The sequence below is a fragment of the Bacteroides sp. L008 genome, assembly GCF_040812255.1.
Lineage (GTDB): Bacteria > Bacteroidota > Bacteroidia > Bacteroidales > Bacteroidaceae > Bacteroides > Bacteroides vicugnae.
The window spans coordinates 2,896,052-2,911,780 of sequence record NZ_JBFNXO010000001.1 but is presented as its reverse complement, the minus strand read 5'-3'; the positions used below and the strand labels follow the sequence as shown (position 1 = coordinate 2,911,780).

Below are 15,729 nucleotides of genomic sequence, written 5' to 3'. Positions count from 1 at the left end.
GTACTTTTGCCACTTCAAGCGTAAACTATTAGTTAATGGCGCCATTGAAAGCAAAAATACTTATATCATTCATACTGCTGATTGTCTTACTGATGCTTCCCGATGAGGCTACGTCTCAGCGTCGAAGAAGAGGAATGATTGCCTCCAATACCGCACAAACGGATTCCCTTCAAGGAAATGATTCGTTGAGAGCAGATACGGTAACGGTACGCATTGATTCCATCGCACCGGTAAAGAAGAAACAACCACTCGATGCACCGGTTGTTTATGAATCCAACGACTCCACTGTCTTTACTTTGGGAGGAGCTGCTACACTTTATGGTAGCGGAAAAGTTAATTATCAGAACATCGAACTCGCTGCGGAAGTTATTTCGATGAATCTGGATAGTAGTACTGTGCATGCATACGGTATCAAGGATACTACCGGAGTGGAAAAAGGTAAACCGGTATTTAAAGAAGGAGATACCTCCTATGATACGGAAACCATCCGATATAATTTCAAAACCAAGAAAGCGGGAATTACCGATATCGTCACCCAGCAGGGAGAAGGATATGTGACCGGAAGCAAGGCGAAGAAAGGAGCTAATGATGAAATTTTCATGGAGCATGGGCGTTATACAACCTGCGATCATCATGACCATCCTCACTTCTATATGCAGCTGACGAGAGCTAAAGTGCGTCCTAAAAAGAATGTGGTGACAGGACCTGCCTATCTGGTAGTGGAAGATGTGCCTTTGCCGTTGGCCGTACCGTTCTTTTTCTTCCCATTCTCCAGCAGTTATTCTTCCGGTTTCATTATGCCGACTTATATGGACGACTCCAGTCGTGGTTTCGGTCTGGCAGAAGGAGGATATTATTTTGCCATCAGTGATATTATGGACTTGAAGATGACGGGTGATATCTTCACGAAAGGCTCATGGAGATTATCCGGATTGACAAATTATAATAAACGCTATAAATATTCCGGTACGCTGCAAGCGGACTATCAGGTCACCAAGACGGGAGATAAAGGTATGCCGGACTATACAGTTGCTAAGGACTTTAAGGTAGTATGGAATCATCGCCAGGATGCTAAAGCCAGTCCGAACAGCACATTCTCCGCTAGTGTAAACTTCTCAACCAGTAGTTACGAACGTTCCAATATCAACAACCTTTATAATTCGCAGTTGTTGACTCAAAATACCAAAACATCAAGTATCAGTTATTCTCGTAGTTTCCCTGATATCGGTCTGACCTTATCCGGAACCACCAATATCGCACAGACGATGCGTGACTCTTCGGTTGCAGTCACTTTGCCTGACTTGAATATTACATTAAGCCGTCTGTTTCCGTTCAAACGCAAGAAGGCGGCAGGAGCTGAACGCTGGTACGAAAAGATTTCCATTAGTTATACGGGACGTCTGACAAACAGTATCCGTACAAATGATAATCATCTGTTTAAAGCCGGAATAAGTTCATGGGAAAATGCGATGAATCATAACATTCCTATCAGTGCTACTTTTACGTTATTCAAATATTTGCAGGTTTCTCCTTCGGTCAATTATACAGAGCGTTGGTATACTCGTAAGATCAATCAGCAATATAATGAGGTCGATCATAAGTTGGAGGCATTGCCGGGTGATACCCTGAACGGTTTCTACCGGGTATCCAATTACTCGGCAAGTTTGAGTTTGAGTACGAAAGTGTATGGTATGTACAAACCTCTTTTTGCTAAAAAGAAAGAGATACAGATTCGTCACGTAGTTACGCCGCAAGTAAGTCTTAGCGGTGCTCCGGGATTCAGCAAGTATTGGGAAGAGTATACCGATTATAATGGCAATACGCAATATTATTCTCCTTTCACCGGTCAACCTTATGGTGTACCTTCGCGGGAAGGATCGGGAACAGTCAGCTTCTCTATTTCTAATAACTTAGAGATGAAGTACTACGATGCAAAGAAAGATACACTTAAAAAGGTTAGTCTGATTGATGAATTGGGAGCAAGTATGTCTTATAATATGGCTGCCAAAGAGAGGCCTTGGAGTGATTTAAGCATGAACCTACGTTTGAAACTGACTAAGAATTATACGTTCAACATGAACGCATCGTTCGCTACGTATGCTTATACATTCGATAAAAGTGGTAATGTAGTAACCAGTAACCGTACAGAATGGTCGTATGGTCGTTTTGGACGTTTCCAGGGATATGGTTCTTCTTTCAATTATACCTTCAATAATGACACATGGAAGAAATGGTTCGGTCCGAAAGAGGGGGATGAAAAAGGGAAAGATAAGAATAAGTCGGAGGATAGCGATGATGAGGAATCCGATGGAACGGAAGGAGATGGCACTACGCCTAAGAAAGTAGAGAAAGCACAGGCTGACCCGGATGGTTATCAGGTATTTAAGATGCCTTGGTCATTGAGTCTTAGCTATTCGTTTAATATCCGTGAAGACAGATCGAAGCCTATCAACCGTTATTCCATGCGATATCCTTATACGTATACGCATAATATCAATGCAAACGGAAATATAAAGATTTCTAATAACTGGTCGCTCTCGTTCAACTCGGGCTATGATTTTCAAGCTAAAGAGATTACCCAGACTTCTTGTACAATATCCCGTGACTTGCACTGTTTCAACTTGTCCGCCAGTCTTTCTCCTTTCGGACGTTGGAAATATTACAATGTAACAATCCGTGCGAATGCAAGTATTCTGCAAGACTTGAAGTATGAGCAGAGAAGTCAGACGCAAAGTAACATTCAGTGGTACTAGGATAAATTGAGAGTTGAGAATTGAGAATTAAAAAATAAGAATAAAGTGCAGGGTATTAAATTCGGGTGCTTTAATGAGATTGAAAAAGGGACTGTCTGGCAAGTTGAAGACAGTCCCTTTTTTATGTTTGAGCCTCAATGTTTATTTACCAATTGATTTCCGTTTCTCCGTGTGCTTTCAGATAATCGTTTGTACGGCTGAAATGTTTGTTTCCAAAGAAGCCGTTGTAAGCAGAAAGAGGAGAGGGATGAGCGGAAGTGAGTACCAGGTGTTTGTTACGGTCGATAAACGCTCCTTTCTTTTGAGCGTATGATCCCCACAGGATAAATACCAGATTTTCTTTTTCTTCTGCCAAAGCACGGATTGCAGCATCAGTAAATGTTTCCCAGCCACGGTTCTGGTGTGAACCAGCTTGGTGAGCACGTACGGTCAGCGTAGCGTTGAGCAACAATACTCCCTGTTCTGCCCAGCGAGTCAGATTTCCCGTAGCAGGGGCATCAGTGCCAATGTCGGCTTTAATTTCTTTAAATATGTTCACTAATGAAGGAGGGAAAGGCACCCCGTCGTTTACAGAGAAACAAAGGCCATGTGCTTGTCCCGGTCCATGATAGGGATCCTGCCCTATAATCACAACTTTCACTTTATCAAAAGGACAAAGGTTGAAAGCATTGAAGATCAGTTTTCCCGGAGGGAAAATCTGATACTGGCTATATTCGCTTTTGACGAAATCGGTCAGCGTGCGAAAGTAGTCTTTGTCGAATTCTGGTTCTAAATGAGCTTTCCAGCTTTCTTCAATCTGTACGTTCATAGTCTATTATATAAGGTGTATATCAAGTTCTTCACATTCTTTGCGCATATCTTCGGGCCAGATACTGGCTTGTATTTCTCCGATGTGAGCTTTGCGAAGGTAGAACATACACAAGCGGGACTGTCCGATACCTCCTCCGATAGATAGAGGGAGAGTGTCATTCATCAATCGCTTGTGGAAATAAAGTTCCAGCCTTTTTTCTTCTTTTTCTTCTTTCAACTGACGTTGCAAAGCTTCTTTATCTACACGGATTCCCATGGATGACAATTCGATGGAGCGTTGCAGTACATCGTCCCACAGCAGAAGGTCGCCGTTCAGTCCGGGCAGGTCGTTCAGTCCTTTGGTGGTGTAGTCATCGTAGTCTGGTGCACGTCCGTCGTGCTTCTTGCCATCACCAAGTTGACAGCCTATTCCTATGATAAACACAGCTCCGTATTTCTGACAGATGGCGTGCTCGCGGCATTTAGGTTCCAGGTTCGGATAAAGCTGGCGCAATTCCTCTGAATGAATGAAATGTAGCTTTTGTGGCAGGCAAGGTTTGATTTGCGGATACATTTCATATACCATATATTCTGTGCGGATCATAGCCGCATAAATACGGTTGACGATTTCCTTTAGGAAGTTCACAGTCCGGTCTTCATTGGTGATGACACGTTCCCAGTCCCATTGGTCTACGTAGAGAGAATGCAGGTTGCCCAGTTCTTCGTCCGATCGGATTGCATTCATATCCGTATAAATACCATATCCCGGTTCAATGTGATAGTCAGCTAAGGTCAACCTTTTCCATTTAGCCAATGAATGAACCACTTCGGCTTGCGCATCGCCCAGATCTTTGATTGGGAAAGAAACAGGTCGTTCTATTCCGTTCAAATCATCATTGATACCCATTCCTTTCAATACGAAAAGAGGGGCAGTCACACGTCTAAGGCGCAGTTCGGATGACAAGTTTAATTGGAAGAACTCTTTTATTTGCTTGATTCCCAGCTCGGTCTGTTTGAGGTCGAGTAGCGGCTTATAGTTCTTAGGTTTTATCAAGTAACTCATAGGTTTGTTAAATGTTAATTGTCGGCAAAGATAGGAATAAAATTGATATATGTAATGGGTATTGTCTAAAAGATTGTCAATTTGATAAAGTAAATGCTCTAAAGCATTTCAAAATAACAGTCTCCTAATATAGGGAAGTACCTTAAGAACTATAAAAAAAGGAGAATCATTAGGAAGATGAGAAGATTTTTTATACTTTTGTCCTCGCATTTAGAAAGAATGGCCCCGTAGCTTAGTGAATAGAGCGTCAGATTCCGGTTCTGAAGGTCGTGCGTTTGAATCGCACCGGGGTCACAGAAAAATCCCTTGATAATCAGTTGATTATTGAGGGATTTCTGTTTCTACTCCTGTGTGAATAAGGCTGGAAAACTAGCTTAAAGTCCATTGAAATGGATCGTTGTTGGCTAATTGTTGGTGTAAATGAAGACCTAACATGCTGACATTCAGGCTGGAAAATAGAAAGAGTAAAATGAAAAGCTTAGTACACATATCTGTATAACTTTTGAGGGCATTTCATTCTTAGTATTCTTTCTTTTATCTCGTAAGAGGTTCTGTTATTAGTCTTTCTTTGTATAAGAGTTACAAACTAATCGTCTATTTGGGTCATCTGGAAAATCCGGATTAGTTATTTGATTATAAAATTCCCAGTCTCTTTCAAGTCTTTGGGCTACATCTATATTGGCCGTATGGCAGATGTATTTTTTATTTGCTACATCCAGAATACCATAGGTAAGAATATCCTTTTCCTTTCCCTCCTTATTTTTATATACGCTTTTGACCAATAATATCTTATATTTTCCGTCTTCCCGAGTACAGTATTCTTTATTGGTTTCAAGAGTATATGTACCGGAGACATCTGTAAAATCATTGGAGGCCATTTCTACGATAATCTGTTTGGGCTCTCCTGTTTCCGGAGTGTCTGTTGAGTCATCGTTGCATGCGGATAGCAAGATGACGGATAAGAATAATAGTTTAAGTAATTTCATCTTTATATTTTATTTGTTTTTGATCCTTTTTTTTAGTCCAGTATATTCAATTGAGATTATTTATAGTGCAAATGTACAGTTTTTGTATGATATAAAAGCGGTAATGGATAAAATAAATATGTTTCATATTCTTGATATTTAGATTAATAATCCTTGGATAGTCAGTTGTGTATTTTACTTTGCATTTTCTCAAACACAGTTAGTTATTATTGTAGGTAGTTGTATAATTTAGCCTAAATAGAAGGAAAAAGTTGATTTAAATAAAATATTTCTTGTGAGAAATGCTAACTTTGTAGATATGAAAAAGTAAAGAACGATATTCTGTAGTAGTATGTTCATAGCTTTCCAGATGTAGACATTTGACGATAAATTATATTAATCCCAATAAATATAAATAAGAATGGAAGAAGCTAGAAAAAAGAAATGGGCTAGTATTGCACTGGTTATCGGAGCTATTGGTTTTATCATTATTGTGATTTACTTTACAGTTATTTCAAGTCTCAACATGTAAAACAGATCATTATGGCATTGAAAAATTAAAGCTTGGACATTTCGTTTGAATCTGTCCAAGCTTATTTTTTATGATTCCGGATGATTGACCTGCCTTATGGTAACGCTTTCTCTTTAGCTTCTTGAAACCTGAAGTCCCTTATCAGAAAGAGTCATTTCTACAAAACGAGCACGGGAATTAGGGGCTTGTTCCGTTAGTATCCGTCGGATTTGTCCGGCTGCCTGCGGGTCTTTTGCTACCATATATAGATACCCCCCGCCACCTGCACCGGGGAGTTTGTATCCCAGGGTATAATCCTTGATTTTCTCAATAATGGCTGCTACTGCCGGTGGATTGGTTCCGCAATCTAATGCCTGATTCTGTATCCAGGTTTTGCCGACCAAACGACCGAAACTTTCGAAATTACTACGTAAAATAGCTTCACTCATATCCATTGCATGAGCTTTCATTTCGGCCAGCAAACTTAGATGCGGACCGGAATTGAGGAACATGGAACTGACAATCTCTGCCAAAATACTTTTAGCAGTACGAGTAATTCCCGTATAATATAACAGATGACAGTCGCGGTAATCAGGATGAACAAAGAGCTGATCGGGTAACCAGCGTACTAACGGATTCTGTTCGAAACCTGCTTCAGATTGAAGCAACTTAATACCGGAAAAGACACCGCCATATTGGTCTTGCCAACCTCCCCCTGTGGTCAGGAGCTGTTCTAATACTAATGTGTAACTGCATATATCATTTTTATCCCAAGCCAGTCCGCAGAAATCATTGATTGCTCCGAGCACGGTAGATGCCAGTATGGAACTGGTTCCCAAGCCAGAGCCTGCGGGAATAGCAGCCAGTAGAGTAATTTCGATTCCTGAACCGAAATCTTCCAGCTGTTTAGCTAAAGAAGGATAAGATTCCGTAGAGAATGCCGGTGCAAAGCCCGCCAATGTAAGGGCGGCTTTCGGGATAGAGAATGGAGAACCTACCTTTTTATAATCTTGCAGTTCCTCGTAATTCCTTATCACTTCCATTGCACCCATGTCGATAGAGCGAAGAGTGATGTGATATTCCTTGCAAGGTTTCACATATACTTGTAGCGGCGGTTGGCCGTTCAGCTCGATAGCAAGATTTACAACACTTCCTCCTGAATAAAGAGAGTAGGGAGGTGTGTCTGTCCATCCTCCGGCCACATCAATACGCACAGGACTGCGTCCCCATACGATTTGGTCGGAATAAACATTGAGTATGGGATGACTTTTACGTTCGCTCATTATCCCCAATAAACCGTCGCGAAGCAGTTGAAAAGCTGCCTGTTCCTCTTTGGCACAATCCTTGTTTTCACGTAGTTTCATGATACGTGCACGAAGCATCCGGTTGTGTATCCGTAACATGGGGGCGGCATCTTCTTTCAATACGTCAGGCATATCTAAATTGAAACGTACAAATTCATTTGCGGCATCCAGCAAATCAAGTTGATAGAACACACTCTTCTCATAATTGGCTGCCAGTCCTTTCCAGTTCTCCTTGCGGAAAGCATTGCGTTGTTCGTAAAGACGCTTGAGGTTGGCGCTTGCGGATATTTCGTCTGCAGAAACTTTCTCTGCTTTCAACCAAAGTTTTTTCCCTTCTTCCAGTCGTGGTTCCGAGGTCATCCAGCGTACTAATATGCCTAAATCTTCCACAGAAGCTACTTTAGGGAAGATGGATGCCGATTGTAAATCATCTGTACGCCCTTTTATATCCTCCCATGTAATTCCTCTATCTTCCATCCAACGGGTAAAAGGAATATTAAGATAAGTAGTCGTTATTTTGTCCAACGCTCCTTTGAATACATCATCCAATCCATACGGACGCGCAACAAACTCATTCTCACCGATAGGAATAATGTCGATGCAAACCCCATCCGGCAAATTGATGCTCCACTGATTTTCAGGAACTCCTGTAATAATCTGGCGGGAACCTAATTTCCATTCCTTTCCCACATGGCTATTCTCAATCCATAAATTGGCGTTGTCGGCAGAAAGAGAAATTTGTGTGATGGAATTCTGTATAAAGATAGCCGGATTCGGCTTTACTTTCCGGTGCATGATTCTTCTTTGGTCCCGTACCTTATCCTGTATGGCTAAAGTAGAAGAAATCAGTTCGTGACTTGTGCCGTAATGATAGAATTCTCCCCCCGGCAACGGCAATATAGCTACGGACAACTGATTGATTTCTTCATCTTCCGTTTTAGGATGCTCTCCCAAAGCCAAACCATAGTCCGAGTATAAGTCATAATAAGTAATATCCTTCGTACCTTCTTTCAACGACCGTTTCATCAATACTTCTATGGCGCGGTCACTCAAAATCCAGATACCGATATCCATCAGGAAAAGATGAGTTTTCGACAATCCTTCCAACTCTTCCAGAGAAGGTTTCTGCAACATGAAGTCGAGCACCTCCGGTTTTTTCCGGTCGGAAACAAACACGCCATGATGAGTTGCCAATGACGGATTCACCCACAGCCCGTAGCATACTACGTCTGCGTTCGGAATATCCTGAAGCGGTTTTTCCGAACGGATATATACATCTCCGCTAGCAATCAGCGTATTCAGACCGGCCGGAGCCTGATTCATAATCCTTTCATAGAGCGGGAGCTGCAATGACAACAGATTCTGTCCCAGCTTTTGTCCTCTTTCCCAACTGAAGATCGGGATAGGAGTTAATATTTTGCCGGAAGGGCCGTAGCTGGGTAGCCGACGGCTTTGTCCGCCTGCATGGAGCAATATTCTTTTTTCATGTCCTATCCAGTTGCTGAAAGACTCTTGTGGAGCGAATGCCTGATGGCAAGCTTGCAATAACCATGTAGTTCCGCCGCCGGAGCCTAGTTTGCTCCCTATGGGGTCTGATGTACAAAACCAATCGGTATGGTTAACTTCTTCCAGTTCGTGGAAGCAATGGATCAAATTGGGTGGTAAAGATAATAACTTTTGCATAGTAGAATCTGCGTTGGCTTAGATAGAATCTAAGCGAATTAAACTCCCGTAAAAATACTATTTATATTCCTGCTTTTCAATATTTCTCTCCTGTTTTGAAGAATAAATTTTCTTTTCAGCTTTTAGATGTCATTTTCAGTCATCATGTCCCAGGTGTCATTAAGTGCCTGCATAGATGGAAATAATAAATCAGCCCCGGCATCCAGCAGCACTTGTCCGTTCAAAGGACCCGTATTGACTGCTATGGTGAAAATACCCGCATTGTGTCCGGCTTCCACTCCTAACGGAGCGTTTTCTACAACAACCGCTTCATCCGCTTTAATCCCTCCTTTTTTCAAAGCCATCAGATACGGCTCGGGATTGGGTTTACCATATTTTACATCGAACGCTGTAACCATCAGTTCTTTGTGAAACATTCCCGGATAGTGGTGTTCCAGCCGTTCGAGCAGGGATAACTGACCGGAACCGGTGACCACCATCGGAATCAGACCGTCCTTCTTCACTTTTTGCAGCAACTCCCATGCACCGGGCATAGGCTTTGCTTCAGGATATGAATTGAACAAAACACTTTTCTCCTGATAGATACTTTCTATTTCCTCTTGTGTGGCTTCTCTACCCAATTCACGTTGAAAAACAATATTGATTGTTGAGGCTCCTGTCCGTCCTTCATGCATATATGCTTCTTCGCGACTAAGAGTGAGCCCATGAGATTTCATTACTTTATGCCAGGCTTCCGAATGGTAAGGCATAGAGTCAAAAAGTACGCCGTCCATGTCAAACAGGACGGCTTTCAGTTTCTTTTTCATACTTTGTACGTTGCGGAATCTTTTTAAGATAATATTTTATTTTTCTATAATCATTTTCTTTAGATCGGACTGGGGGATAATCACATCATATTGTTTTCCGGAATCCTTACCGATATATCTGTAAGCAATGTTTTTATTGTTCTCCACACAGGTTTTTATGAATATCTGGGTGGCAGGATCGGTCTGACTTGCCAGCGTGGACACAATACCCTCTTTCACTTCTGCTGCGTTTTCTTCAATCTGGCTGATAGGACACAACTTTTCGTCCACACTGCATATATAAACAACCGATTCACCTATGACTTCGATCTTTTCGACAATGACCTCTTCACTGGCCTGCATTGGAAATTGCAGATTCGCCATTTTCAGTTGCGCTTCAAGCTTTGTCTGTCCGCTTTGTGCCGGGTCGGCATTTGTATTGATCACCTCTTTCAATTCTTCGGCAGTAAGTTCGCAAACCGCTTGCTCGCCCGACTTATTCCCTACAAATATCATGTGTAATCCGGAATTACACTTAGCCATCAGCTTCAACATTTCCTTTACATCAGCAGCCGGATTCTGAAACATCATTTTGATCGATGATTTCATGCTTTCCGGATTATCTTTCAATATCTTAATATTGGTAATTTCCTCGTTCATGTTGAGAGTGTACACTACGTTATCTCCGTCGTAGATGATGCTGGTAATCTTGCCGACTTCCCCCATGTCCAGCGGGCACTGTTTGTTGGCTATCCCGATCACAGTTTTGAGTTTGGCTTCCTGACAACCGGTCATGACTATCATTAGCAATGATATGCTACATAGTAGCATGAGTCCATTGGACTTCTTTAATAAATTTCCTGCCATTCTATTTGTTTTTTAAGTTTGATTCGCTTCATCTACAACTGTATACGAGGCAAAGATAACGATAAAAAATGAGAGATAAATTAGAAAAGGAAGATAGTTGTAAATGATGCTCCCAAACGATTAACTATATAATTATTTGCTGTTTAGAGGAATATGTGTATTTTTGTAACGTTATAAACTCGACGATAGCATGAAAAAGAGAGTATTATTGTTGCTACCATTGTTTTTAGGTGCCTGCTCTGATAGTGGAGAAAGTCCTGTTATCAAGATAGAAAAGCTTTATGCAAAGATCGAATCGGACGGTGAAAATACCAGTTCCGGTGAAAAGGACTATGCGAATCAGAGGGAGGAGTTGCCGGCCTTGAAAGTGGGAGATGAAGTGAAAGCCTTTCTGTTTTTGGATGGAAATGGGGCAGAACTGAAAACCTTTAAACTTCAGAATGACGATGAAGTGGATACTAAACTCTTTTATGAGCAAACAGAAGTATCTACGGAGGGAAACTTGACGGATGTGGAGAAAGGACAGCTCCGTTTTAAGGATGGGGTGTCAAAGGCCAGAATTATGGTTATGGCGACCATTAAACAAGTCGATAAGAACGGTGATGTAAAATTAGAGTTCTATCTTTCTTCCAAAGCCGAATGTGAAGGAGCACAGGAAGAAATCGGCTTGAAGACGAAAGCCGAAGATGATAAATAAGAGTAATAATAAATAATGAACGGTGAACAAATCCATGCATATAGCATAGTTGTTCACCGTTCATTGTTTATAGTTTACCGTTTATAAAACGTTCTTGATTTATAGTTTTGCACGGATTGCTTTGGATTCCTCTTCATAACCCGGTTTGTCCAGCAAGGCAAACATATTCTTTTTGTATGCTTCCACACCCGGTTGGTTGAATGGGTTCACGCCCAGCAAATAACCGCTGATACCACAAGCCTTTTCGAAGAAGTAGAGCAGACCACCGATGTTGTATTCGCTCAATTCCGGAAGTACGATGCGCATATTAGGTACACCACCGTCTACGTGAGCCAGTTGTGTTCCCAGTTCGGCCATCTTGTTTACTTCGTCCACACGTTTGCCGGCTAAGAAATTCAAGCCGTCCAGATTTGCTTCGTCAGAAGGAACTTCCAGTTTGTGGTTAACCTTCTCTACTGAAATCACAGTTTCGAAGATAGAACGTTCGCCTTCCTGAATCCATTGACCCATAGAATGAAGATCTGTCGAGAAATCTACCGATGCGGGGAAGATACCCTTATTATCTTTTCCTTCCGATTCTCCGTAAAGCTGTTTCCACCATTCGCTTACATAGTGCAGTTTCGGGCAGAAGTTAACGAGGATTTCGATCTTCTTGCCATTTCTGTACAACTCATTGCGGGTAGCAGCATAAATAGCAGCCGGGTTTTCAGCAAATGCAACGTCCGATCCGCATACTTTTTCCATATCGGCAGCACCGGCAACCAGTTTGTCGATATCGAATCCGGCTACTGCGATAGGCAGCAAACCAACCGGAGTCAGTACAGAGAAACGTCCGCCTACGTTGTCAGGGATGATAAATGTTTTATATCCTTCTTTGTCAGCTGTAACACGGGCAGCACCTTTCTTTGCATCCGTCACTGCAACGATTACTTTCTTTGCAGTTTCTTTGCCGCGCTGATCTTCGCATTGCTTTTTCAGTAAACGGAAAGCAAGAGCAGTTTCCGTAGTAGTTCCTGATTTAGAAATATTGATGATACCGAATTTCTTATCTTTCAGATATTCAGTCAGTTCATACAGATAATCTTCGCTGATATTGTGTCCTGCATAGATCATGACAGGAGCCGTTTTCTTTTCCTGTAGCCAAGTGAAGCTGTTAGACAAAGCTTCGATTACGGCACGGGCGCCCAGATAGCTGCCACCGATACCGGCAACGATTACTACTTCACAGTTATCTCTTAATACTTTTGCTGTAGCGTTCAGGTCGGCCAAGTGTTCTTTAGTGATAGAAGAAGGCAAATGCAACCATCCTAAAAAGTCATTACCTTTGCCTGTACCTTTTTCAAGCATTTCCTGTGCGGCTTTTACTTCAGCTTCGTAAGCAAAAACCTTTTCTTTGGAGATAAATCCAAATGTCTTTTCAATGTTTAAACTAATCATATCGTTCTTGTTTAAAGATTATCTAAAAGAGTCAGTCAGCAATTTAATCTCGATCATTGGTGAGATGCGTTCGTACAGGATGTTGTACACGGCGTCCAGTATCGGCATATTGACATGATGATGCTTATTGATTTCTTTGATACATTTCGTACCATAGTAACCTTCCGCAATCATTTCCATTTCAATTTGCGCACTCTTCACGGAATACCCTTTACCTATCATCGTTCCGAAAGTCCGGTTACGGCTGAAGTTGGAGTAACCGGTCACCAATAAATCCCCCAGATAAACAGATTCATCCACGTTTCTGTTCAACGGATGCACCGTGTTCAGGAAACGGTTCATCTCCTGAATGGCGTTAGAGATCAATACAGCTTGGAAGTTATCGCCATATTTCAGTCCGCTACAGATACCGGCAGCAATGGCATACACGTTTTTGAGTACCGAACTGTATTCGATACCCGCCACGTCATCACTGACAGATGTTTTGATAAAGCTGCTTCCCAGACGGCGTGCGAAGATACGTGCCTTGTCTTTATCAGGGCAGGCGATAGTCAGGTAGGAGAGTCGCTCCAAAGCTACTTCTTCTGCGTGGCAGGGACCTGCAAGGACTGCAATGTTTTCTGGTGGCACACCATATTCTTTTGTGAAGTATTCCGATACAATAACGTTGTCATCGGGTACGATTCCTTTGATAGCGGTGATAATGAACTTATCCTTAATCTTCATTTTCAGCTTTTTCAGATGTGCTTTCAGATAAGGAGAGGGGGTGACAAAAATCAGTGTATCGGATTCTTTCACAATATCATTGATATTGGAACTGAAGTTGATACGCTTTGTGTCGAATTTCACCCCTGTCAAATAGGCCGGATTATGTCCTAATCGTTTGAAATCGGCAATGCGGTCGTCTCGTCGCATATACCAATTAATAGAATCTTCCTGCGCCAGACACATCTTTGCGATGGCTGTGGCCCAGCTTCCTCCGCCCATTATCGCTATCTTACCGGGTAGTTTCATTTGTTTAATTAAAAATTAAGAATGAAGAATGAAGAATTATGAATGAAAAGCCGAAACGATTCTCCATTCTTAATTCTTCATTCTTAATTTATTTAAGTTTATTTATCCACTCGGTCACGTCGTTTACGGACGGATTGGTCAGTTCTAATTTATATTTCTTGTTAATGCCGCAGATATCCTGGTGTAGCTTCTGCGGATTGACATCTTTCATGTCGGTAACTGTGTTGTAACCGGCTTTTTGAATCACCGGAACCCAGTCTTCTGCGATTCCCAATTCCATGTATTTGGCAGCAGCGTCTTTTTTCACTACTTTTTCCGGGCGCATTTGCGGGAAGAACAATACTTCCTGAATGGTAGTCTGTCCGGTCATTAACATCACCAGACGGTCGATACCGATACCGATACCCGATGTAGGAGGCATACCATATTGTAAAGCGCGCAGGAAGTCCTGATCGATAATCATCGCTTCGTCGTCTCCCTTGTCGGCCAAACGCATTTGTTCTTTGAAACGTTCTTCCTGATCCAGCGGATCGTTCAATTCCGAGTAGGCATTAGCCAGCTCTTTACCGTTCACCATCAGTTCGAAACGTTCGGTCAGTCCCGGTTTAGAGCGGTGCATCTTGGTCAGCGGAGACATTTCAACCGGATAATCGGTGATGAAAGTCGGCTGGATATATGTACCTTCGCAGAATTCTCCGAAGATTTCATCAATCAGCTTGCCTTTACCCATCGTCTCGTCGATTTCTTCCATCTTCAGTTCTTTGCAGACTTGGCGGATTTCCTCTTCGCTCTTGCCGTTCAGGTCATATCCTGTCTTTTCTTTGATAGCGTCCAGAATAGGCAGACGGCGGTAAGGAGCTTTGAAGTTGATGGTTTTTCCGTCAACCACTGTTTCTGTGCTACCGTTTACTGCGATACAAATACGTTCCAACAACTTTTCGGTGAAATTCATCATCCAGTTGTAATCCTTATATTGTACGTAGAGTTCCATACAAGTGAACTCCGGGTTATGGGTTTTGTCCATACCCTCGTTACGGAAGTTCTTACCTATTTCATATACACCTTCAAAACCACCTACGATCAGTCTCTTCAGATAAAGTTCTGTTGCGATACGCAGGTAAAGATCCATATCCAGTGAGTTATGGTGAGTGATGAACGGGCGTGCGCTTGCTCCACCGGCAATAGATTGCAGGATCGGAGTTTCCACTTCCGTATAACCGGCTTCGTCCAAAGCATTGCGCAATGTTTTCACCACAGTGGCACGTTTCAGGAATGTTTCTTTGATACCGTCGTTCACTACCAGGTCCACATAGCGTTGGCGATAACGGAGTTCGGGATCTTCAAAAGAGTCATAAGCTACCCCGTCTTTGTACTTAACGATAGGCAACGGTTTGATAGACTTTGCAAGTACAGTCAGTTTCTTAGCATGGATACTGATTTCACCCATCTGTGTGCGGAACACGAAACCTTCGATACCGATAAAGTCACCTAAGTCGAGCAGGCGTTTGAATACAGCGTTGTACAGTTCCTTGTCTTCTCCCGGGCAGATATCATCACGGGTGATGTACACCTGAATGCGACCTTTAGAGTCTTGCAATTCAACGAAAGATGCTTTACCCATCACGCGGCGGCTCATGATACGACCGGCTACGGAAACTTGGCGTGGCTCCTCATCGTCTTTAAATTCAGCTTTAATATCTGTAGAGAAAGCATTGGTTACATACTCTGCTGCTGGGTACGGATCAATACCCATCGCACGAAGCTCATTCAGGCTGTTGCGTCGAATGATTTCCTGTTCACTTAGTTCTAATATATTCATTTCGTTACGTATTAACTCAATTTTGGAGGCAAAAATACGAAA

10 protein-coding genes, 1 tRNA gene and 1 pseudogene are annotated in these 15,729 nt (G+C 42.3%); 3 read left to right on the top strand and 9 right to left on the bottom strand.

The window, feature by feature from the left end:
- Positions 1 to 35 precede the first annotated feature (35 nt).
- Positions 36 to 2,753 (top strand): putative LPS assembly protein LptD, encoded by a 2,718-nt coding sequence (locus AB3G73_RS11520; RefSeq protein ID WP_074638687.1) that lies wholly within the window; start codon positions 36 to 38, stop codon positions 2,751 to 2,753.
- A gap of 145 nt (positions 2,754 to 2,898) precedes the next feature.
- Here the strand turns inward: AB3G73_RS11520 and ung are convergent, their stop codons facing one another.
- Both ung and asnA read right to left on the bottom strand, forming a co-directional pair.
- Complete coding sequence (gene ung / locus AB3G73_RS11515) at positions 2,899 to 3,561, bottom strand: uracil-DNA glycosylase (protein ID WP_074638686.1); 663 nt, start codon at positions 3,559 to 3,561, stop codon at positions 2,899 to 2,901.
- A 6-nt stretch (positions 3,562 to 3,567) separates the two neighbouring features.
- Complete coding sequence (gene asnA, locus AB3G73_RS11510) at positions 3,568 to 4,605, bottom strand: aspartate--ammonia ligase (protein WP_074559127.1); 1,038 nt, start codon at positions 4,603 to 4,605, stop codon at positions 3,568 to 3,570.
- A gap of 221 nt (positions 4,606 to 4,826) precedes the next feature.
- Here asnA and AB3G73_RS11505 point away from each other — a divergent pair.
- Positions 4,827 to 4,899 (top strand) — tRNA-Arg (locus AB3G73_RS11505).
- 263 nt (positions 4,900 to 5,162) lie between these two features.
- On the opposite strand, the gene AB3G73_RS11500 is transcribed toward AB3G73_RS11505, so the two are convergent.
- From AB3G73_RS11500 to AB3G73_RS11485, 4 genes and pseudogenes are all read right to left on the bottom strand, one after another.
- The gene (locus AB3G73_RS11500) at positions 5,163 to 5,591 is read right to left on the bottom strand and encodes a hypothetical protein (protein ID WP_234132445.1); all 429 of its coding nucleotides are present in this window, start codon (positions 5,589 to 5,591) and stop codon (positions 5,163 to 5,165) included.
- A 624-nt stretch (positions 5,592 to 6,215) separates the two neighbouring features.
- A pseudogene (locus AB3G73_RS11495) lies at positions 6,216 to 9,071 on the bottom strand (bifunctional fucokinase/fucose-1-phosphate guanylyltransferase); the annotation flags it as partial.
- A 119-nt stretch (positions 9,072 to 9,190) separates the two neighbouring features.
- The gene (locus AB3G73_RS11490) at positions 9,191 to 9,874 is read right to left on the bottom strand and encodes an HAD family hydrolase (protein ID WP_004312359.1); all 684 of its coding nucleotides are present in this window, start codon (positions 9,872 to 9,874) and stop codon (positions 9,191 to 9,193) included.
- A 36-nt stretch (positions 9,875 to 9,910) separates the two neighbouring features.
- Positions 9,911 to 10,720 (bottom strand): hypothetical protein, encoded by an 810-nt coding sequence (locus tag AB3G73_RS11485; protein ID WP_195649125.1) that lies wholly within the window; start codon positions 10,718 to 10,720, stop codon positions 9,911 to 9,913.
- A 190-nt stretch (positions 10,721 to 10,910) separates the two neighbouring features.
- Between AB3G73_RS11485 and AB3G73_RS11480 the strand changes: the two genes are divergently transcribed.
- Positions 10,911 to 11,417 (top strand): DUF5035 domain-containing protein, encoded by a 507-nt coding sequence (locus AB3G73_RS11480; protein WP_148365206.1) that lies wholly within the window; start codon positions 10,911 to 10,913, stop codon positions 11,415 to 11,417.
- Positions 11,418 to 11,516: 99 nt separating this feature from the next.
- Here AB3G73_RS11480 and AB3G73_RS11475 read toward each other — a convergent pair whose 3' ends face one another.
- From AB3G73_RS11475 to lysS, 3 genes are all read right to left on the bottom strand, one after another.
- Positions 11,517 to 12,854 carry a glucose-6-phosphate isomerase gene (locus AB3G73_RS11475; RefSeq protein ID WP_117934223.1) on the bottom strand — a complete coding sequence of 446 codons (1,338 nt, stop codon included), beginning with the start codon at positions 12,852 to 12,854 and terminating at the stop codon, positions 11,517 to 11,519.
- An 18-nt stretch (positions 12,855 to 12,872) separates the two neighbouring features.
- Positions 12,873 to 13,868 (bottom strand): NAD(P)H-dependent glycerol-3-phosphate dehydrogenase, encoded by a 996-nt coding sequence (locus tag AB3G73_RS11470; RefSeq protein ID WP_148365204.1) that lies wholly within the window; start codon positions 13,866 to 13,868, stop codon positions 12,873 to 12,875.
- 88 nt (positions 13,869 to 13,956) lie between these two features.
- Positions 13,957 to 15,687: a lysine--tRNA ligase gene (gene lysS / locus AB3G73_RS11465; protein WP_320978289.1), complete on the bottom strand. Its 1,731-nt coding sequence runs from the start codon at positions 15,685 to 15,687 to the stop codon at positions 13,957 to 13,959.
- Positions 15,688 to 15,729 lie beyond the last annotated feature (42 nt).

Bases quoted from the DNA above. Each gene is read 5' to 3' on its own strand.
- lysS (WP_320978289.1), bottom strand. From the start codon at position 15,687: ATGAATATATTAGAACTAAGTGAACAGGAAATCATTCGACGCAACAGC.
- AB3G73_RS11475 (WP_117934223.1), bottom strand. From the start codon at position 12,854: ATGATTAGTTTAAACATTGAAAAGACATTTGGATTTATCTCCAAAGAA.
- AB3G73_RS11500 (WP_234132445.1), bottom strand. From the start codon at position 5,591: ATGAAATTACTTAAACTATTATTCTTATCCGTCATCTTGCTATCCGCA.
- ung (WP_074638686.1), bottom strand. From the start codon at position 3,561: ATGAACGTACAGATTGAAGAAAGCTGGAAAGCTCATTTAGAACCAGAA.
- AB3G73_RS11470 (WP_148365204.1), bottom strand. From the start codon at position 13,868: ATGAAACTACCCGGTAAGATAGCGATAATGGGCGGAGGAAGCTGGGCC.
- AB3G73_RS11480 (WP_148365206.1), top strand. From the start codon at position 10,911: ATGAAAAAGAGAGTATTATTGTTGCTACCATTGTTTTTAGGTGCCTGC.
- asnA (WP_074559127.1), bottom strand. From the start codon at position 4,605: ATGAGTTACTTGATAAAACCTAAGAACTATAAGCCGCTACTCGACCTC.
- AB3G73_RS11520 (WP_074638687.1), top strand. From the start codon at position 36: ATGGCGCCATTGAAAGCAAAAATACTTATATCATTCATACTGCTGATT.
- AB3G73_RS11485 (WP_195649125.1), bottom strand. From the start codon at position 10,720: ATGGCAGGAAATTTATTAAAGAAGTCCAATGGACTCATGCTACTATGT.
- AB3G73_RS11490 (WP_004312359.1), bottom strand. From the start codon at position 9,874: ATGAAAAAGAAACTGAAAGCCGTCCTGTTTGACATGGACGGCGTACTT.